The organism is Marinobacter sediminum (assembly GCF_023657445.1).
Lineage (GTDB): Bacteria > Pseudomonadota > Gammaproteobacteria > Pseudomonadales > Oleiphilaceae > Marinobacter > Marinobacter sediminum_A.
The window spans coordinates 2,521,453-2,539,739 of sequence record NZ_JAGTWY010000001.1 but is presented as its reverse complement, the minus strand read 5'-3'; the positions used below and the strand labels follow the sequence as shown (position 1 = coordinate 2,539,739).

Below are 18,287 nucleotides of genomic sequence, written 5' to 3'. Positions count from 1 at the left end.
TGCTGCAACAGATAACGGAACCACAGGGAGTGGACCTTATGCCATGGATACTGGCAGCCTTCGCTTTTTCCTTTTTGAGTAACATGGAAGCCCGAGCAGACGTCTATAGCTGGATAGACAGCAACGGTGTTTCGCATTTCTCGGATTACCCGCCCGGAAAAATTCCCCACGAACGAGTCGAGTTAAAGCCTCTTGCCACGGTGCCTATGTCGGAAAACCTCCGTCGCGGTAAACGGGTTTCCGGGATTCATGCTGATGTTCAGGGTCTGCTTTCAGGCTCTGAACAGTCAGGGCGGACGTCAGGCAGTGCCAAAGCTGATGCTCGTGCCAGGCATGAGAGAACCTGTGACAAGTACCGACGCAGGCTCGACAGGATCCAGTCGCAGCTGCGGGCGGGTTATGGCAATAACAAAGGCAATACATTAAGGCGCCAGCGGCGCGAGTTCAGCCAGATGCTGAGCCGGGAGTGTATCCTGCGGTAGGCCTGGATATAGAGACTGGCGCCCGGGGGAACTGACGAATAGGGTGGCGGTCAAAAAAGGTCAGTAAAACAGTGAGTGTCATTCCTTACGGTCTTGAATCAGCAAGGAGTGGTATACTGTTAGTGTGTGAAACAGATTGCCAATGGAGAACAGTCATGGCTAAAAAGCGGGCAAAGCCCACAATGCACAGCGCAGTTCAGCGGGACCTCAAGTCTCCGAAATATCAGATGCGTGTTGTTGAAGACAAAAGCAAATACCGTCGCAGCCGGGACAAGACCGTGCGGATGGAGGATTTTCGCAAGGCTGCCTGAAAGGTGGTTTTACGAAAATCCTCGATCCCACGTAAACCCGGAATACAGACAGAGTCATTTGATTCTGTGTCCAAATCTTAATGAAACTCCCCTGTCGATTAAGCTTCAATCAAGATCCCGCCGAGGTCTGCTTCGATCCGAAAACCTTCGCCGTCGTGAAACCCCAGGAATAAGGGGACCTTTCATGCCCGCCACCGAAACAGCAACCTCTAAAGTTAAAGTATGGGATCCGCTGGTCCGCACCTTTCACTGGTCACAGGTAATCAGCTTTTCGGTGGCCTGGCTCAGCGCAGAGGAATGGCCGGATCTCCATGAAATATGCGGCCATGTCGCTGCCGGGCATGATGATGTCATTTAATGCACAAACTACACTTTGTAACGATAATCGCGGCCTTACTAAGCTTAAAATCCTGATTTTTGTCATGAAATAAAGATATAGTCTGTGGCCCAAGAAAAGAAACAAAGACTTACGAGGGCCTTCATCAATGAATAAGATCGCAACCCTGTTTGCAGGGTTTCTACTTTTGCTGTGCAGTTTTCCGATATTGGCAGACACCATCAAGCTTGGATTTAATTATCCGAAATCCGGGCGTTACCAAGACCTCGGCCTACAGCAAAGACTGGCAGCATTCCTGGCCGTCGACGAAATAAACAAGGCCGGTGGGATTCTCGGTAAAGACGTCGAGCTGGTCATTCGTAATACAACCGGGTCTCCTGAACGCGGCGCCGCGAATACCGAGGAACTCATCAGTCAGGAAAAGGTAGACATGGTGTTTGGCGGTGCGTCCAGCGCAGTGACTATTGCCTCCGGCAAGGTCGCAAAAGACCTGGGTCGTCTCTATTTTGGAACAACAACCTCCGCGAACGCCACGACAGGTAGTGAAGGGCACGATCACATGTTTCGTGAATACCCTAATGCCTGGATGACGGCGAACGCGCTTGGAAGTTATCTGACCACGACGTTTGGTGATGCAAAGTATTTTTACGTAACGGCCGACTATACCTGGGGCTGGTCTTCGGAAGAGTCTATCCGCCAATTTACAAAGACCGTCGACAAGCAAGCCCATCCCCATGCTCTGACCCCCTTTCCAAGAGCATTCATCAAAGATTTCAAGAAAGCACTTGGGGCGGCCGAAGCAAGTGGAGCCGATGTACTGGTTATGGTGTTATACGGTGACGATCTGGTGAGAGCGCTCAAGGTCGCCTATGAAATGGACCTGAAAACAAAAATGAAAATCGTGTTGCCTAATATCTCGCTTGGGATTGCCCAGAAAGTTGGAGCAACCATCATGGAAGATGTTATTTCAACGACCCCCTGGGAATGGATGATTCCCTACCAGCTGGGCTTTGATCGTGGCCAGCAGTTTGTCGAGGCATTTACCGAAAAGTACGGCGTAAGGCCCACCTCCACTGCCGCTACGGCTTATGGCATTGTTTATGAGTACAAGGATGCGGTGGAGCGCGCCGGAACTACCAATACTCAGGATCTTATCGAAGTGCTGGAAGGGCACGAATACACCCTGCTTAAAGACCTTCAGCAATGGCGTGCCTTTGACCACCAGAATCTGCAGACGGTATATGTAGTTCGCAGCAAAAAGAGAGAGAAGGTTGTCAGTGACCCGCTGCGCAGTGATTTTTTTGAAGTAGTCGGGTCGCTTGAGGGCGGAAAAGCTGCGCAGACCCTCAAGGAGTGGCAGGCCGAACGCGCGGCGGCCAATAAGCCACCACACTTGTAATATCGCTCTCCCCGGCCTCGGGCCAACCGTTTGGTTGGCCTCCGGTTTGGTAAAGGCAGCCGACCTGCGCCGCTGGAGGTTTTGGCCAGGGCGCAGCCAACAGGCCATTGTCAGAACATCATCGCTGGCAACCAGAGGGAAAGAGCCGGTACGGCGACCAGAATCGCGAGCCGGACGATATCCGCGATGATGAAAGGCAGGATGCCTCGCACGACCATGCGCTGAGTCAGGCCAGGTTGTGTGGCCTGCACGACGAACAGATTCATACCAATGGGCGGCGTGATCAGTCCGATTTCGGCGACGGTAACCACAAGAATGCCAAACCAGACCATGTCGAAACCCAGCGATGTGGCGACCGGCGCCAGGAACGGCACAGTCAGAAGAATCATGGACATGGCATCCATGAAACAGCCCAGCACGATATAGAAGAGCAGAATCAGTATGAGAGCCGTTGTCGGCCCCATACCGCTGCTCTCAATTCCGGCGATCAGCGCACTGGGCAGGCCTGTTGTTTCCAGGAAATAGTTGAACAGCGACGCGCCAATCAGGATGAAAAAAATCATGCCGGTCAGCCCTGCCGCCTCTCGTACGGATTCCCAAAGCGCGCTCCAGTTCAGCTCCCCGGAAATCAGCGCCAGAATGAAAGCGCCCACGGCACCAACCGCAGCGGCCTCCGTCGGTGAAAACCAGCCCAGGTAAATGCCACCGATGACCAGTGAGAACAGCAGCAGTACCCCCCAAACCCGCCGGAGACTTGCCAGCCGCTTGTGCCATCCTGTTTTGGCGGCTGGTGGCGCCAGTTCCGGTTTCATGCGTACCCGGACGACAATGGCCACGCCGTACAGGACAGCACCGATGATGCCGGGCAAAATAGCTCCGATGAAAAGCTGCCCAATGGATGTCTGGGTCAGAATGCCGAAGATCACGAGCAGGATAGAGGGCGGTATCAGCACACCGAGGGTGCCGCCAGCAGCGATGGATGCTGAAGACAGCGACCCGTCATATCCGTGCTTGTCCATCTCGGGTATTGCGACGCGACCCATGGTGGCAACGGTCGCAAGCGACGAACCACAGATGGCACCAAAGAGGGCGCAGGCACCCACGGCGGTAACCGCCAGGCCGCCTCGGACATGGCCGAGGAAACTGTTGACCATCTCGAACAATGAACGCGACAAACCAGCTCGCGCCGCGAAGACTCCCATCATGACGAACAACGGCACGACACTGAGCGAATAGGGAAAAATGGACTCGAAGGGGGATGAGCCCAGAATGAATCCGGCACCGGCCAGACCGTTCAGGAGCATGAAGCCAACGACGCCTACGAGAGCCATGGCAACCGCAACCGGAAATCCGAAAGCAATCAGAAACAGCGTAGCTCCGAAACCGATAAAGCCCATGATGGCTGGCGTCATTCCGGTGCCTCCTGCCGGGGTGTCGGAATGATGGCCAGCGCAGCGGCAACGGCGGACAGTGCAACGCCGTACAGCAGCGGAATCCAGAAGTAGAAGATAGGAATGCCCAACTGCTGGGAGCGGTCACCGAACATCAGTTTTAGTTGGAAGGTGTCGTAGCAATAATTAAACATCATTGCCAGCACCGCGATCGCGGCAAGTCCTGCCACAGTCCGGAGCAGCGTTTTGAACGCTCGCGGGAAGGAGTCGACCAAAAGGTCAACGCCAACGTGAGCGCCCGTTAAAAAGGCGTAGGGGATAACAAGCCAGGCACCCCCCAGAACGCATAACTGGACGAGATCAATCACGCCGGGAATTGGCATGCCAATTTGGCGCCCGATGACGTCTCCCACAGTGAACAGGGCAGCGGCGGCATAAGCCGCCACGCCAGTTGCCGCCGATACGGTGATCAGCGCGCGCAGTGCCTGGAGTACATGTTTCATAGGGCTATCGCCAACGTCCGGGTTGTGCACTCCAGCGAATGTGTCAACCGTCAGGGTGGTCTTATTGTCGTTTCTCGGCGAGCAATTCAACTATGCGCTCATAGATTTCACGAGCATTGTCGACGCCCTGCTCAGCGGTCTGTTCGATGTAGGCATCAGTGGTTGGTTGCAACGTCTCGCGCCAACGCTTGCGCTCAGCGTCGGTCAGTTCAGTGATGACGTGATTCGCTTCCACGGCTTCCTTGCGGCCAGCAGCATCCCACTTGTCCCACCAGTCACCAAACTTCGCAACCAACGAAGCGCCCGAGGCATCGTCGATGCAGGTCTGAACATTTTCGGGCAACGAATCGAATTTACGCTGGTTCATGACAAAGAAGAACGGCACCGTATAGAAGCCGGCATCCAGGTGGTAATTCAGCACTTCGTTCAGGCCGAAGGATTTCACCGGGTCCCAGGGAAAGACCGTGCCATCAATAACATGCTTTTGAATATTCTCGTAGACCGCACCGGGAGGCAGCCCCTGGGGCGTTGCACCCAAGGCCGTCAGCGCGGCGGAAATGGCCGGACTGGGGGTTCGCAGACGAAGCCCTGCCACATCTTCCATCGTTTCCACTTGCTTTTCAGAGGTGTGAATAAGGCCGCCATTGTGCGCGTGGAGCGCGAGTACCTTGAGGCCCTGATATTCCGGAGCCAGGTACTCCGGATAAAGCTCCCATAACGTTTCGCTGGCATCACCGGCATCGCGGGTCAGAAAGGGCAGTTCTATTAAGGATGTGCGCGGGAATCGACCGCGTGGAATGCCATGCAGCCCGTGGGTAATATCAACAACGCCCGCGAGCACCTGTTCCTGCTGTTTGGCGACGTTGCCGAGCTGGGTGCCGCCCGGGTAGATCTCAAACTGTACTTCTCCACCGGTACACTGGGTAACCTGCTTCGTCCAGGGCACGATAAAATCCGTATGGATACCGTGTACGGACGGCAGAAAGTGGCTAAGTTTAAGGGTGGTCTCCGCCGATGACGGGGCCGCCAACAGCAATGAGATACTGGCAAGGGCTGAGAGTTTGAGTACATTTTTCACGAGTTATTCTCCTTATTGTTCTGCTCGACAATGTTGTTTTTGGTTTGTTTACCTGTTTTCCGAATGTCCCGACAGGAGCAGCGCCCTGGACACTTGAGTGTTTCTGCTTGTCAGATAGCCAGGAAAATCTTCCCTTCGCGGGCTCGGGAACAACACGTCATCATTCGACGGTTCTGTGCCCGTTCCGAACCGGTCAATACCTTGTCCCGATGATCAATGTCGCCTTCGACCACCGCCACCTCACAGGTGCCACAGAGTCCTTCTTCGCAGTCACTGGGAATATCGGCACCTACCGCCCGCAGGGCCTGAAGTACCGTTTGATCCGGAGCGACGTGAACCGTCAGTTCGGAATCTGTCAGCACCACGTCGAAACCGATTTCCCGGGCAGGGTCCAGAACCGCGCCGGTGGCGGTAAAGTGTTCGATGTGAAGTGTCTCCGGGTGGTCGGATGTAACGTCTTCGAGTGCGTCCAGTAACCGCTCCGGCCCACAAGCGTAGATCTGCGCTGCGCTACCTTCAGCAACAACGGTGGATAGTGATAGCCGTCGATTCTCGTCGGCAGGGTAGAGGTGTAACCGGTCACCGTGGTCACGTTCCAGGCGGCTCAGAAATGCCATGGTTTCCCGGCCCCGGCCGCAGTAATGGATAACGTAGTCTTTGCCTAAGTGCTTGAGGCGGTCGGCCATCGCAATGATCGGCGTGATGCCGATGCCACCGGCAATCAGTAGATAGGAGTCTGCCGTTTCATCCAGGCGAAAGTGATTCTTCAGGCCTCGAATTTTAATCAGCGAGCCTGCTTTCACAGTTTCGTGGATGAAGGCGGAACCCCCGCGTCCGGCGTCCTCCTTCAGAACTGCAATCTGCAAACGGTAAGGGTCTTCAGGATCACCACACAAAGAATATTTACGCGCAAAATCACCGACAACGACATCGATATGAGCGCCCGGACTCCATTGCGGCAGCATGCGGCCGCGCGGATCTTCCAGCACTATCCGGACCACGCCCTCGGCCTCGACTGCCACATCGGCTACCCGGACCGGACGTGCCGCATCGTGTGGTGTCGGTGCACCAATGGTGAATGTGCGGACGCGCTCGAGTATCTCCGGATCGCGCCGCTCGGGGTTCTGGCGTGGATCCCAGCGAACCCATAGATGTTCCGGGCCACGGAACGAGGTATTGGGCACGAATGTGAAGGTCTGATCCGGGACCAGTTCGAGTTGCGGCAGGCGACGGGTGAATGCCTCGAGGAAAATTCGCATTTCCATCCGCGCCAGATTCTTGCCCATGCATTGGTGGGCGCCATAGCCAAACGTCAGGTGGTCTGTGGTGTTGTCCCGATAGATGTCCAGGTCGTCGGGATTCTCGAAGTGGCGTTCGTCGTGGTTAGCTGATGCGCTGATGATCAGCAACTTGGAGCCTTTCGGGATCTCTGTATCGCCAATGCGGGTATCGGCAGTGGCGATTCGCCGCCAGGCTGCAACCGAGCCCGAATGGCGCAGGCATTCTTCCACCGCATTGGGGATCAGGGCAGGGTTGTCACAAATGTCGTCCCATACTTCGCGGTTTTCCAGAAGCAGCCGGAACATGTTGGCCGAGGCGTGGGCTGTCGTTTCATGGGCAGCAACAATGCCAGCCATCATCATGGAATGAAGATAGGAGTCAGTAACGACGTCAGGCAGTTCCTTCTGCCTCCGGATGGCGTATTTCATCCATCCATGCCCTGACGGGTCCTGGCGCATTTTCTCCAGTACCTCACCGGCATACTGCCAAAATTTTCCGACCGCTTCCGCGACTGCGACCTGCTCTTCTTTTGACGGACGGCCCCACGTGTTTACGGTATGGGCGATGGAGTACTCGCGCAAGGTGTCCATGTCTTCTTCGGGAATGCCCAAAAAATGCAGAGCAACCGTCAAAGGGATTTCCCACAGCATCTCGTCGACGAGATCGGCTTCCCCTTTATCGATAATCCGGTCCAGATATTCCCGTGTCAGGCGTTGGAGCATCGGCTCGTGGTGCTTTAGTTCATCGAGTGTGAACGATTCCATAAGCGCACGCCGACGCTCCATGTGGGCCGGTTCATCCTCATTGACCAGCGTCCGGTTCATTGCGTAATCGTAGCCCTTGAGCGTGTCCTGAGCCTCTTGTGATACCGGTGTGATTTTTTCCAGCGCGATGGACGGCGAGAACACCTGGTTGTCGCGGAATATCTCTTTTACATCCGCATAGCGACTCACCACCCAATACCCCAGTTTCGGGCTGTAGAACACAGGTTCCTGGTCCCGTGACCAGCGAAGGGCTTCCGGAGGATCGAGCTGGTAGGCGCTCTCGAAGGGGTCGAAATCTGCCGCTTCAGGCGAGACCGGACACCCATTTGGCGCCGTCATGAAGCCCCCCATCGGGCACTGCCCGGTCGGGTGAGAGGAGCTTGAGGAGGGGTGGTCCGCCATAACAACTCCGTTAAGGGTCTGCGAGACTTCGGACTTCGTTTTAGTGAGAACGCAAGCGCTTTAATTTTAAAAGCTAAGTTAAACTCGAATTATGGTCAAGAAATGACTATTTTTTGCACGCAGTAAACTTTTTGAAAAATCATGTGCTTGATCGAACGTTATACTTTCAGTGTAGTCTTTTGAGCGCACCCCGTACTCGAAATCAGAGAAGTCTTGCGAATTAGTCTTCGACCATTTGAGATCCGCCCGGGGAGACAAGGCCGAATTAGCAACCGGAGCCGAAACGTAAGTAGTATGAAAACGGTTCTTTATTTGTGTTGGCCCTGCCGCTTTCCACGAGACCGCAGCCACTTGACACACACCTAATGCGGATCCAAATTACATTTATCGTAAAAACACCAAAAATAAATTCTCTGCATCCAGTCGGTGCAAAGACGCTATCCTGAAACCTGGTAGGCACGATGGATCTCTACACATACTATCGTTCCACTTCTTCTTATCGCGTACGCATTGCGCTGGAGTTGAAAGGGCTTGATTACAGCTCCATACCTGTCAATCTGACTGGTGATGGCGGCGAGCACCTCAAGCCTGCATACCAGGCCCTCAATCCACAAGGACGGGTACCGGCACTGCGAGTGGAAGACGATCAGGTGTTGATTCAGTCGCTGGCTATCATTGAGTATCTGGAGGAGTGCTATCCGCAGATACCTCTGTTACCGGAGGGCCCTCTGGAACGTGCCAGGCAGCGTGGCGTGGCGGCGCTGATCGGGTGTGACATTCACCCGTTGCACAATGTGTCGGTGCTGAACCGGTTGCGCCAGTTGCAACTCTCCGAGGCAGAGGTCAATAATTGGATTGGGCACTGGATCGGTCTCGGCTTCGATGCTGTCGAGGCGCTCATTGATGACCAGGACTTTTGTTTTGGCACGCCCGGGCTGGCGGATGTGTATCTGTTGCCACAGGTCTATGCGGCGCGGCGCTTCGCAATTGACCTCAACCGCTACCCGAGAATAGCGAGGGTTGAACGCCTGGCTCTTGAGCATCCGGCATTCCGGCGTGCGCACCCCGATGCTCAAGCGGACAAACCCGCTTGAACGAATGAAGAAATTCGATATGAGAACCCTAGGTTTTAAACTGATCATCGGCTACTTCCTGGCTCGGAGTGTACGCGGCGTCTCCTGCGCGCCACCATGGAAATCGTTCACTCGTTTATGCGCTTTCCATCCTTCCTGTTAAAGGAGCCAAGCAATGGCTGATCTGTTCGATAACCCTATGGGCCTGATGGGCTTTGAATTCATCGAGTTCGCGTCACCGACCCCGAATACCCTGGAGCCTCTCTTTGAGATGATGGGGTTCACCAAGGTGGCCAATCATCGTTCCAAGAACGTCTCGCTTTATCGTCAGGGTGAGATCAACCTGGTCCTCAACAGCGAACCCAAGAGCGTGGCGTCCTTCTATGCCGCGGAGCACGGGCCCTCGGCATGCGGCATGGCCTTCCGGGTCAAAAACGCCCAAGCCGCTTATGCCCGCGCACTGGAACTGGGAGCCCAGCCGATGGACATCCCCACCGGGCCGATGGAGTTGCGGCTGCCGGCGATCAAGGGCATCGGTGGGGCGCCACTGTACCTGGTTGACCGCTTCGGTGAGGGCTCCTCAATCTACGATATCGACTTCACGTTCATTGAAGGCGTCGATCGCAATCCCAGGGGCACCGGCCTGAAAGTGATCGATCACCTGACCCACAACGTGTACCGGGGACGTATGGCCCACTGGGCGAAATTTTACGAGAAGCTGTTCAATTTCCGTGAGTTCCGGTATTTCGATATTAAAGGTGAATACACCGGCCTGACCTCCAAGGCCATGGCCGCGCCCGACGGCATGATCCGCATTCCGCTGAATGAGGAATCCTCACAGGGCGCCGGACAAATTGAAGAGTTCCTCATGCAATTCAATGGTGAAGGCATTCAGCATGTGGCCTTCCTTACTGATGATCTTTTGAGCACCTGGGATGAATTGAAAGCCCGGGGCATGCGGTTTATGACCCCACCTCCGCGCACCTACTACGAAATGCTTGATGAGCGTCTGCCCGAACACAATGAGCCGGTCGACGAGCTGCAGGCCCGTGGCATATTGCTGGACGGCAGCTCCATAGACGGCGATTGCCGCCTGCTGCTGCAGATTTTCTCGGAAGCCTTGATGGGGCCGGTATTTTTTGAGTTCATCCAGCGCAAAGGCGACGAAGGTTTCGGGGAGGGGAACTTCAAGGCATTGTTCGAATCGATCGAGCGTGATCAGGTCCGCCGTGGCGTCCTGAAAACGACCTAGGGTCGACGCCGGCAAGCTTATGAGAAGGCCTGTTATACAACTTGACCCGTTTCATAACACAAATTAGTTTAACTTAAATTGCTATCTGCGTAGTCGCTCTGCGCATAGAGGTGAACATGGGATCACAATCTTCGTCCGATGCCCTTATCTACCAATCCGGTTTCGGCAATGAGTTCAGTACGGAAGCCTTGCCTGACGCGTTGCCGGTCGGGCAGAACTCACCGCAGAAAGTCCCTTATGGCCTGTACACGGAATTGCTCTCGGGCACGGCGTTTACGGTACCCCGGGCCGAAGGCCGCCGAACGTGGATGTACCGCATCAAGCCTTCCTCTACCCACCCCGAATACCATCGGCTGACCCAACAGATCATCGGCCAGGAACTGGGGCCGATCAACCCCAACCGCCTGCGTTGGAATCCCTTTGAGGTCCCATCCGAACCCACCGACTTCCTGGCTGGACTGACCACGCTCGCGGCGACATCGCCCGCCGAGCAGGCCGACGGTGTCAGCGTGCACCTGTATCACGCCAATGCATCCATGACACGGTCGTTTTTCAATGCCGACGGCGAATGGCTGATCGTGCCGCAACAGGGCCGTTTGAAAATCATTACCGAGCTCGGCGTGCTGGCCATCGAACCGGAGGAAATCGCGGTGCTGCCCCGTGGTCTCAAGTTCCGCATCGAGTTGCTTGACGCCAGTGCCAGCGGCTACATCTGTGAGAACCACGGCTGCGCCTTGCGGTTGCCCGATTTAGGCCCGATTGGCAGCAACGGGCTGGCCAACCCGCGGGATTTCCTGACGCCGGTCGCCTACTACGAAAACAGTGACCAACCCGAGGTTCTGGTGCAGAAGTTTCTCGGCGAACTGTGGGCCACGGATCTCGATCACTCACCCTTTGATGTCGTTGCGTGGCACGGCAATAACGTACCGTACAAGTACGATCTGCGCCGATTCAACACCCTCGGCACGGTCAGCTTTGACCACCCGGACCCCTCCATCTTCACGGTGCTGACATCGCCCGGTGCGGTTCTTGGTCAGGCCAATGTCGATTTCGTGATCTTTCCGCCGCGCTGGATGGTGGCGGAGAACACCTTCCGGCCACCCTGGTTTCACCGCAACCGGATGAGCGAGTTGATGGGCTTGATCAAGGGCGCGTACGACGCCAAAGCCGAGGGCTTTGTTCCCGGTGGCGTGTCCCTGCACAACTGCATGAGCGCCCACGGCCCGGACAACGCCACCACCGAACAGGCTATCGCCGCCGACCTGGCGCCACAGAAGATTGATCACACCATGGCGTTTATGTTCGAAACTGGCAGCGTCTTGCGCGCCAGCCGTCATGCGCTCGACTGCCCGCAACGACAGCGGGACTACGACGACTGCTGGTCGGGAATGAGCAAAACGTTCGACCAGGGGAGTCCCTGAACAATGACAGCGCAGCCGCACAAGAGCTGGGTTGGTTCTGCCAACGACCATCCCGACTTCCCGATCCAGAACCTGCCGCTGGGCATTTTCAGTCGTCCCGGTCAAAAGCCACGGGGCGGCGTCGCCATCGGTGACCAGATTCTCGATCTGCAAGCCGCACTGGACGCGGGGTTGTTCGTCGGTGACGCCGCCGTCGCGGCGAAAGCCGCCAGCCGGGAGCAGTTAAACGAGTTTTTCGCGCTTGGCGCCTCTGGCCGCAAAGCCTTGCGAACAGCGCTGGTGCAATTGCTGGATGAACACAGCGAGCAGCAAGCGACCATGCAGGCACTCGGCGAGGAGTTGCTGGTGCCGATGAGTCGCTGTGAATTGCACCTGCCGGCACGCGTCGGTGACTACACCGACTTCTACGTTGGCATTCATCACGCCCAGAACGTCGGCAAATTGTTCCGTCCTGACAATCCATTGCTACCCAACTACAAGCACGTGCCCATTGGTTACCACGGCCGCTCCTCGACCATCTGCATCTCCGGTACATCCGTGCGCAGACCCCACGGCCAGACCCTGCCAGCAGGTCAGGAGACGCCCAGCTTCGGCCCCAGTAAACGGCTGGATTACGAGCTGGAGCTGGGCATCTGGCTTGGGCCGGGCAATAACATGGGCGAGCCTATCGCTATTGGTGAGGCCAGCAACCATGTAGCTGGTTTCTGCCTGCTGAACGACTGGTCGGCCCGTGACGTCCAGGCCTGGGAATACCAGCCTCTCGGCCCCTTCCTGGCAAAGAACTTTGCCAGCAGCGTATCCCCTTGGGTGATCACGCCAGAAGCGCTGGAGCCGTTCCGCAAACCGCAGCCGGCGCGACCGGACGGTGATCCACAGCCACTGCCTTACCTGCTTGATGATGCCGACCAGGCAAGTGGTGCCTTCGATGTTGAACTCGAGGTGTTGCTGCTCAGTGAAGCCATGCGCGAACAGGGCCTGGCACCTCAGCGGCTGGCGTTGAGCAATACGCTGAATATGTACTGGACCGTGGCCCAGATGGTCGCGCATCACAGCGTCGGTGGCTGCAAGCTGCAACCCGGCGACCTGTTCGGTTCCGGGACCCTGTCCGGTCAGGACCCTGATGCAGTCGGTAGCCTGCTGGAAAGCACGAACGGGGGCAAACAGCCGCTCACGCTGACCAGCGGCGAGCAGCGCACTTTTCTGGAGGATGGCGATGAAGTCATCTTGCGGGCGCGCTGTCGGCGTGACGGTTATCCGACTATTGGGTTTGGGGAATGCCGGGGCAGGGTGCAGCCCGCGAATTAGGCAGTGTCAGTGAATATTAAGGATTGATCAAAAAAGATGGGCGCGACGGTGACGTCGCAAAGGCATCGGCCAGAAACAACAAAGCCCGCACAAGGCGGGCTTTGTTGTTGAATACTTGGTGCCCGGAGGCGGAATCGAACCACCGACACACGGATTTTCAATCCGTTGCTCTACCAACTGAGCTATCCGGGCGTGTTGCGCTACTGCTGTGCAACGGGGCGCTATTAAACCGGTTTCGATGTTTTGAGTCAAGGCTGAGGGGTAAAAAATTCTGAATCTTTTCAGGGTTGCTCAGCGTTTGATCAATCCGGTGTTATTGCTCCGGAGGCACATAGCCTTCGGCCTTGTCGAAGGGCTCGTTGCTGAAGAAACGTTCCATCTGCGCCTGCAGGTATTTGCGGGTATTCGGGTCCATCAGGCTCAGATGCTTTTCGTTGATCAGCATGGTCTGCTGCGACTGCCATTCTTCCCACGCCTGTTTGGAAATCGTCTCTAACAGCTCCTGACCTTTCTTGCCGGGCATGGGAGGGAAGTCGAGTGCGTCGAGTTCCTTCTGGTATTTGCGGCAGAATACGGTTCGGCTCATGGTTGCTCCTGTCGGAATATTGCGTCTGTCGGCATGATAACAGATAGGGCGTAGCGAGCACGCCTGGCCGTATCAGAGAAGGGTCGTCTGTTCGGGTTCTGTCAGCAGGGTACGAATCGGGGCTGGCAGGCCCAGGGCCAGGGCTTCGTCCCGGTGCAGCCAGCGAAGCCGGTCATCCTCAGCGATGCCATCCCGGCGGGTGACACTGAGTCTCGCGGGTTGTATGTGCAGATGATAGTGGCTGAAGGTATGGCGAAAGCCGCTGATCAGTTCGGGTTCGCCACAGCTCAGGCGCAGTTGCTGTTCACATGCATCCTGTAGCTCATCCGAACCATAGGCGGGGTCGAGCTCCGGCAGGCTCCACAAGCCTCCCCAGATGCCGCTGGGAGGGCGACGTTCCAGAAGGATGCGTCCTTCGTTATCTTCCAGGATTATCATCCAGGTGGTTTTCTCAGGCTTGGCCTTTCTAGGCCTGGAGCCGGGATACTGGCTTGCTTCACCTCTGGCATACGCGATGCAGCCTTGCTGCAGAGGGCAGTCATTGCAGGCCGGGCGGCTGCGGGTACAGACCATGGCTCCCAGGTCCATGATGGCCTGGGTGTAGTCTCTTACCCGCGAATCCGGGGTGTACTCTTCTGCATGTTGCCAGAGCGTGTTCAGAACCGCGGTTTGTCCGGGCCAGCCGGGAACGGCATGGTAGCGCGCGAGCACCCGTTTGACGTTGCCGTCGAGGATGGCGGCCCGTTTGCCGAATGCCTGAGCGATGATGGCGGCAGCCGTGGAGCGGCCAATCCCTGTCAGTGTTTCCAGCTCTTCCTGTGTTTCAGGGAAGTTGCCGCCAAAGTCTTCAACAACGGTTTTAGCGGCTTTTTGCAGGTTTCGCGCACGGGCGTAGTACCCCAGGCCGGACCAGTGACTAAGCACATCATCTACCGGTGCCTCGGCCAGGGCGTCTACGTCCGGAAAACGTTCCATGAAGGCATTGAAGTAAGGGATCACCGTGGTGACCTGGGTCTGCTGAAGCATGATTTCAGAGACCCAGACCCGATAGGCATTCTGGTTGTGATGCCACGGCAGGTCATGCCTGCCGTGTTTGTCATACCAGTTCAGCAGTTTGTTGGCGAAGCTGTCTGCCATTAGTTGAACAGGCCTTTGAGTTTGTCGCCAAGCTCTTCGCCGATTTTCTCTTTTACTTTTTCTTCTGCCTCGGTTTTGGCTTTATCTACCTCTTTCCTGGCCTTGGCCTTTGCTGCGTTAGCGGCAATCGTTTTCAGTGTGTCGCGGAAGCGTGAACCGTCAAACGAGCACAGCCCCGCCGGATCTTCGGAGAAGTTGCCTTTGCACTCCACCGGGATGACCACATCCTGGACATACTCGGTAACCCGGCAGGCCTCATCACGGTGGATCTCACCAACAATGCGCAGGCCCACCTCATAGTCGAGCAAGGACTGCTCCAGGTCGACACTGCCGTCGCCTTCGAGTTTCATGCCGGCGAGTGAGGCTACAAGGTCTTTATTGTTCAGCATGTTTCCGTTGATATTGAGCGTGCCGCGCATGTCGTTGAACGGTGTGGACGTGCCCCAGTCGTTGGTGGACAGGCTTTCCTGGTTAACCATCGCAATACCCTGGCAGGCCATACGGGTCAGGTTCATTTTGCGGAACTGACCTTCGGCCAGGTTAAAGCTGATCTGGCCATCGGCACTTTTGCGCAGCGCAGACATGCGGTTGCCCGTGGTGGTGGCGTTCACTTTCAGGTTGGCGCCACCGGAGAGCATATCGACTTCTGCCAGGTCGGTCAGCAGTGGCAGAGTCTGAACGTTAGTGACGTTTGATCCGACGGTCCACTTCGGGTTATCCGTGCGCGCATCGATCGTTACGTTGGCGCCAAAGCTGCCCTCGTAGAGATTTCCGCTGAACTCATCCACTTTGAGCAGACCGTTCTTGGCGGTGGTGCTGGCCTTGATTTCGTTGATGGTCAGGTTGCTGACGATCAGCTCGCCGAGGCCGAATTTAACATCAAGCAACAGGGTGCGCAGGGTTTCCAGTGGCAGCAGGTCGCTTTCCGGAGTTGCCTGCGCCGTGCTCGCTTCTCCCGCCGGAGCGCTCTCGGCCTCTGCGCCTTCTGCCTCGGGCGGCAGGTAATGGTCGGCGTTGAGCTTGTCACCCTGCAGGTTAAATACGATGCCGCTGTTGGCGAGGGTGTAGCTTCCTGAGCCGTTGAACGTGGTGTCATCCAGCTTGAGTGTCAGGTCGCCAAGCTCAAGTTTGCCTGCCGGGCCACCGATGTTGGTAGAGAAGGCGAGGGCGCTCAGGGCGTCGGGGTCACTGGTTTCAATCGCAGGTTGCCCGAGGTTGCTGAGCAGTTTCTTCAGTGAGAATTCGTTGATGTTGACCTTGCCGCTGATTGCCGGCTTTTCGCCGAAGCCTTTGACACTCAGGTCGGTGGCGAGTGAAAGGTTCGCCAGGCTGGCGGTAAAGCCGCTGAGAGTGGCCGTTTCGGTTTCCAGGTTCGCCTTGGCGGAACCGCCCAGTTCTGCGGTTACGGATTTGCCGCCGAACGGCTCGCCGCTCATGTCGAAGACGGCCTTCAGACCGGATACGGCAAAGTCATTAAGGGCCTCATTGGCAGCCAGGCGGGCACTGATACTACCGTCCACTTCAAAGGCCGGTTTGGTGGTTTCTACCCGAAAGCTGATATCGAGCGGGAACTCGGAGCCGAGCGTGATATCGCTGGCGTTGACACCAAAGTTTTCAAGGGTGACGGCCTGGCCGGTGCTCTTGTCGGTATAGTGCACCTGTGCATTAGTAATCTGAACATTCTGCACATTGAAGTTCAGTGGCTCCCCGCCAGTCCCCGTATCAGCGGTTTCGGCAGCTGGCTTTTCCCCTGTTTCCGTCGCTGGTTGTTCAGCTTTTCCGGTGGGCTCGGGCATGATTCGTGTCCAGTTGCCTTCGCCCTGTTCGTTCACTTCCAGGCGTGCATCCAGTCCGCTCAGAACAAAGGTGTCCACCTTTGGTGACATGGCTATCAGCGACCAGAAATCGACCTGCGCCACGAGCTGTTCCAGAGCAACGAAGCGGCTTCCCTCAAGGTTGGCTTCCACGTTGTTGAGCTCAAGGCCAAGAGGAATGAAGGACCAGCCAATATCCCCTTCCAGAACAAGATCGAGGTTGGTCTGTTTTTCAACCGCCTGTTCAATCTGCGGCTTGTAGTCGTTGGGGTTGATCACCGCCATGGCGATGGCGACGGCCACCACTGCCAGTATGATCAGAGCAACAATGGCGATCAGCACGTAACGAACAGCTTTCATGGTTCAGTCTTCCTTTTCTGGCGAGCTTTCAGGATTCGGGGCGAATTCGGGCGCTAGTAGTGAAAGGATAACGCAGGGTTAACAAATTAACAGCGCAGGACTATGACAATGCCGTAGTGTTGGGCAGAATGCAGGCACATATTTTTCCGACTACATTAACGCATATAAACATAATAAGGAGTTGGCTGTGGCTATTACCGTTTCGATTGAACTCAACCGCGACCTTGAGATTCCGGGTGGCTACGATGAAGTTTTCGAGTTGTTGGCGGATGTGCCGCGTTCTGCCAGTCATTTCCCGAAGGTGCATAAACTGACTGATCTGGGAGACAACGTCTTCCGCTGGGAGATGGAGAAAGTGGGTGTGGATAAGCATGCCATCCAGTCCATCTACGCCTGCAAGTATTATTCGGATAAAGACGCGGGCAAGATCACCTGGGAGCCGGTAAAGGGTGAAGGCAACGGCGTTGTCAGTGGTTCCTGGGTCATTACTTCCAAAGGTGAGAACACCACGGCTGTTAAGTTCCGGACAAGCGCAGAGCTGACTGTGCCGCTGCCAAGTCTGCTGAAGCTGGCCATTAGCCCGGTTATCAAACACGAGTTCAACAGCCTCGTTGATACCTACATGAACAACCTGAAGAAAGCGTTCTGAGGTCCTGCTCACTATCGGGACGATTAAACCGGTTGTGGGACTCCGGCGGACAGAAAAGGTATAATCCGCAAATAGAATTTTTCCGGCATTTTGCCGCCTAATTGCTACGGAGTCCCCATGGCCGAACGTAAGGCTCGGGTAGAAAGAAATACCCTTGAAACCCAGATCACCGTTGAGATCAATCTCGATGGCACCGGTCAGTCCAGTTTTGATACCGGCGTACACTTCCTTGATCACATGATGGATCAGATTGCCCGCCACGGGCTGGTGGATCTGACTGTTGTTGCCAAGGGCGATCTGCATATCGATGACCACCACACCGTGGAAGACATCGGTATTACACTGGGGCAGGCATTCGCGCAGGCTGTAGGGGACAAGAAAGGCATCCGTCGTTATGGCCATGCCTATGTTCCGCTGGACGAAGCGCTTTCCCGCGTAGTTATGGACCTGTCTGGCCGCCCTGGCCTGATGATGGATGTGCCCTATACCCGAGGCTCTGTCGGCGGATTCGACGTGGATCTGTTCGAGGAGTTCTTCCACGGGTTCGTAAACCACGCGTTGGTGACCCTGCACATCGACAACCTGAAGGGCAAAAATACCCACCATCAGATCGAGACCGTCTTCAAGGCGTTTGGTCGCGCGTTGCGCATGGCTATCGAGATGGATGAGCGTATGGCAGGCATCATGCCTTCCACCAAAGGCTCTCTGTAATCCGTCACCGAACAGGACACCGCATTTCACT

General features: G+C 56.1%; 17 protein-coding genes and 1 tRNA gene. 10 read left to right on the top strand and 8 right to left on the bottom strand.

Going from position 1 to position 18,287, the window contains the following annotated elements; all coding sequences use genetic code 11:
* Positions 1–38: 38 nt before the first annotated feature.
* From KFJ24_RS12095 to KFJ24_RS12080, 4 genes are all read left to right on the top strand, one after another.
* Positions 39–482 (top strand): DUF4124 domain-containing protein, encoded by a 444-nt coding sequence (locus KFJ24_RS12095; RefSeq protein WP_250831349.1) that lies wholly within the window; start codon positions 39–41, stop codon positions 480–482.
* Positions 483–637: 155 nt separating this feature from the next.
* Positions 638–793 carry a hypothetical protein gene (locus tag KFJ24_RS12090; protein WP_250831348.1) on the top strand — a complete coding sequence of 52 codons (156 nt, stop codon included), beginning with the start codon at positions 638–640 and terminating at the stop codon, positions 791–793.
* Between the two features lie 184 nt (positions 794–977).
* Complete coding sequence (locus KFJ24_RS12085) at positions 978–1,151, top strand: hypothetical protein (protein ID WP_250831347.1); 174 nt, start codon at positions 978–980, stop codon at positions 1,149–1,151.
* A 127-nt stretch (positions 1,152–1,278) separates the two neighbouring features.
* Positions 1,279–2,529, top strand: a complete 1,251-nt coding sequence (locus KFJ24_RS12080) for an ABC transporter substrate-binding protein (protein WP_250831346.1) — start codon at positions 1,279–1,281, stop codon at positions 2,527–2,529.
* 110 nt (positions 2,530–2,639) lie between these two features.
* Here the strand turns inward: KFJ24_RS12080 and KFJ24_RS12075 are convergent, their stop codons facing one another.
* The 4 genes from KFJ24_RS12075 to KFJ24_RS12060 all read right to left on the bottom strand — a co-directional run bounded on the left by KFJ24_RS12075 (position 2,640) and on the right by KFJ24_RS12060 (position 7,948).
* Positions 2,640–3,941, bottom strand: coding sequence for a TRAP transporter large permease (locus KFJ24_RS12075; protein WP_250831345.1), 1,302 nt, complete (start codon positions 3,939–3,941; stop codon positions 2,640–2,642).
* Positions 3,938–4,423 carry a TRAP transporter small permease gene (locus KFJ24_RS12070; RefSeq protein ID WP_250831344.1) on the bottom strand — a complete coding sequence of 162 codons (486 nt, stop codon included), beginning with the start codon at positions 4,421–4,423 and terminating at the stop codon, positions 3,938–3,940. Before KFJ24_RS12070 ends, KFJ24_RS12075 begins: the two co-directional genes overlap by 4 nt.
* A gap of 61 nt (positions 4,424–4,484) precedes the next feature.
* A complete protein-coding gene (locus KFJ24_RS12065; protein WP_250831343.1) occupies positions 4,485–5,501 on the bottom strand; it encodes a TRAP transporter substrate-binding protein in 1,017 nt (338 codons plus the stop codon).
* A gap of 110 nt (positions 5,502–5,611) precedes the next feature.
* The gene (locus tag KFJ24_RS12060) at positions 5,612–7,948 is read right to left on the bottom strand and encodes a cytochrome P450/oxidoreductase (RefSeq protein ID WP_250831342.1); all 2,337 of its coding nucleotides are present in this window, start codon (positions 7,946–7,948) and stop codon (positions 5,612–5,614) included.
* Positions 7,949–8,409: 461 nt separating this feature from the next.
* Here KFJ24_RS12060 and maiA point away from each other — a divergent pair, with 461 nt between their 5' ends.
* The 4 genes from maiA (at position 8,410) to fahA (ending at position 12,999) form a co-directional block, all read left to right on the top strand.
* Entirely contained in the window at positions 8,410–9,042 is a 633-nt protein-coding gene (gene maiA, locus KFJ24_RS12055; RefSeq protein WP_250831341.1) for a maleylacetoacetate isomerase, read from the top strand.
* A 154-nt stretch (positions 9,043–9,196) separates the two neighbouring features.
* On the top strand, positions 9,197–10,273 hold the full coding sequence (gene hppD / locus KFJ24_RS12050; RefSeq protein ID WP_250831340.1) for a 4-hydroxyphenylpyruvate dioxygenase: 1,077 nt from the start codon (positions 9,197–9,199) through the stop codon (positions 10,271–10,273).
* Positions 10,274–10,389: 116 nt separating this feature from the next.
* A complete protein-coding gene (gene hmgA / locus KFJ24_RS12045; protein ID WP_250831339.1) occupies positions 10,390–11,694 on the top strand; it encodes a homogentisate 1,2-dioxygenase in 1,305 nt (434 codons plus the stop codon).
* A 3-nt stretch (positions 11,695–11,697) separates the two neighbouring features.
* Positions 11,698–12,999, top strand: coding sequence for a fumarylacetoacetase (fahA, locus tag KFJ24_RS12040; protein ID WP_250831338.1), 1,302 nt, complete (start codon positions 11,698–11,700; stop codon positions 12,997–12,999).
* 116 nt (positions 13,000–13,115) lie between these two features.
* Here the strand turns inward: fahA and KFJ24_RS12035 are convergent.
* From KFJ24_RS12035 to KFJ24_RS12020, 4 genes are all read right to left on the bottom strand, one after another.
* Positions 13,116–13,191 (bottom strand) — tRNA-Phe (locus KFJ24_RS12035).
* A 121-nt stretch (positions 13,192–13,312) separates the two neighbouring features.
* Positions 13,313–13,585, bottom strand: coding sequence for an oxidative damage protection protein (locus KFJ24_RS12030; RefSeq protein ID WP_250831337.1), 273 nt, complete (start codon positions 13,583–13,585; stop codon positions 13,313–13,315).
* A gap of 72 nt (positions 13,586–13,657) precedes the next feature.
* A complete protein-coding gene (gene mutY / locus KFJ24_RS12025) occupies positions 13,658–14,722 on the bottom strand; it encodes an A/G-specific adenine glycosylase (protein WP_250831336.1) in 1,065 nt (354 codons plus the stop codon).
* A complete protein-coding gene (locus KFJ24_RS12020) occupies positions 14,722–16,896 on the bottom strand; it encodes an AsmA family protein (RefSeq protein ID WP_250831335.1) in 2,175 nt (724 codons plus the stop codon). Before KFJ24_RS12020 ends, mutY begins: the two co-directional genes overlap by 1 nt.
* Before the next feature lie 187 nt (positions 16,897–17,083).
* Between KFJ24_RS12020 and KFJ24_RS12015 the strand changes: the two genes are divergently transcribed.
* Both KFJ24_RS12015 and hisB read left to right on the top strand, forming a co-directional pair.
* Positions 17,084–17,545: an SRPBCC family protein gene (locus KFJ24_RS12015; protein WP_250831334.1), complete on the top strand. Its 462-nt coding sequence runs from the start codon at positions 17,084–17,086 to the stop codon at positions 17,543–17,545.
* Positions 17,546–17,662: 117 nt separating this feature from the next.
* A complete protein-coding gene (gene hisB / locus KFJ24_RS12010) occupies positions 17,663–18,256 on the top strand; it encodes an imidazoleglycerol-phosphate dehydratase HisB (RefSeq protein WP_250831333.1) in 594 nt (197 codons plus the stop codon).
* Positions 18,257–18,287 lie beyond the last annotated feature (31 nt).

Excerpts from the sequence above, each read along its gene's own strand:
- KFJ24_RS12095 (WP_250831349.1), top strand. The coding sequence starts at position 39 with ATGCCATGGATACTGGCAGCCTTCGCTTTTTCCTTTTTGAGTAACATG.
- KFJ24_RS12090 (WP_250831348.1), top strand. The coding sequence starts at position 638 with ATGGCTAAAAAGCGGGCAAAGCCCACAATGCACAGCGCAGTTCAGCGG.
- KFJ24_RS12085 (WP_250831347.1), top strand. The coding sequence starts at position 978 with ATGCCCGCCACCGAAACAGCAACCTCTAAAGTTAAAGTATGGGATCCG.
- KFJ24_RS12080 (WP_250831346.1), top strand. The coding sequence starts at position 1,279 with ATGAATAAGATCGCAACCCTGTTTGCAGGGTTTCTACTTTTGCTGTGC.
- KFJ24_RS12075 (WP_250831345.1), bottom strand. The coding sequence starts at position 3,941 with ATGACGCCAGCCATCATGGGCTTTATCGGTTTCGGAGCTACGCTGTTT.
- KFJ24_RS12070 (WP_250831344.1), bottom strand. The coding sequence starts at position 4,423 with ATGAAACATGTACTCCAGGCACTGCGCGCGCTGATCACCGTATCGGCG.
- KFJ24_RS12060 (WP_250831342.1), bottom strand. The coding sequence starts at position 7,948 with ATGGCGGACCACCCCTCCTCAAGCTCCTCTCACCCGACCGGGCAGTGC.
- maiA (WP_250831341.1), top strand. The coding sequence starts at position 8,410 with ATGGATCTCTACACATACTATCGTTCCACTTCTTCTTATCGCGTACGC.
- hppD (WP_250831340.1), top strand. The coding sequence starts at position 9,197 with ATGGCTGATCTGTTCGATAACCCTATGGGCCTGATGGGCTTTGAATTC.
- hmgA (WP_250831339.1), top strand. The coding sequence starts at position 10,390 with ATGGGATCACAATCTTCGTCCGATGCCCTTATCTACCAATCCGGTTTC.
- fahA (WP_250831338.1), top strand. The coding sequence starts at position 11,698 with ATGACAGCGCAGCCGCACAAGAGCTGGGTTGGTTCTGCCAACGACCAT.
- KFJ24_RS12030 (WP_250831337.1), bottom strand. The coding sequence starts at position 13,585 with ATGAGCCGAACCGTATTCTGCCGCAAATACCAGAAGGAACTCGACGCA.
- mutY (WP_250831336.1), bottom strand. The coding sequence starts at position 14,722 with ATGGCAGACAGCTTCGCCAACAAACTGCTGAACTGGTATGACAAACAC.
- KFJ24_RS12020 (WP_250831335.1), bottom strand. The coding sequence starts at position 16,896 with ATGAAAGCTGTTCGTTACGTGCTGATCGCCATTGTTGCTCTGATCATA.
- hisB (WP_250831333.1), top strand. The coding sequence starts at position 17,663 with ATGGCCGAACGTAAGGCTCGGGTAGAAAGAAATACCCTTGAAACCCAG.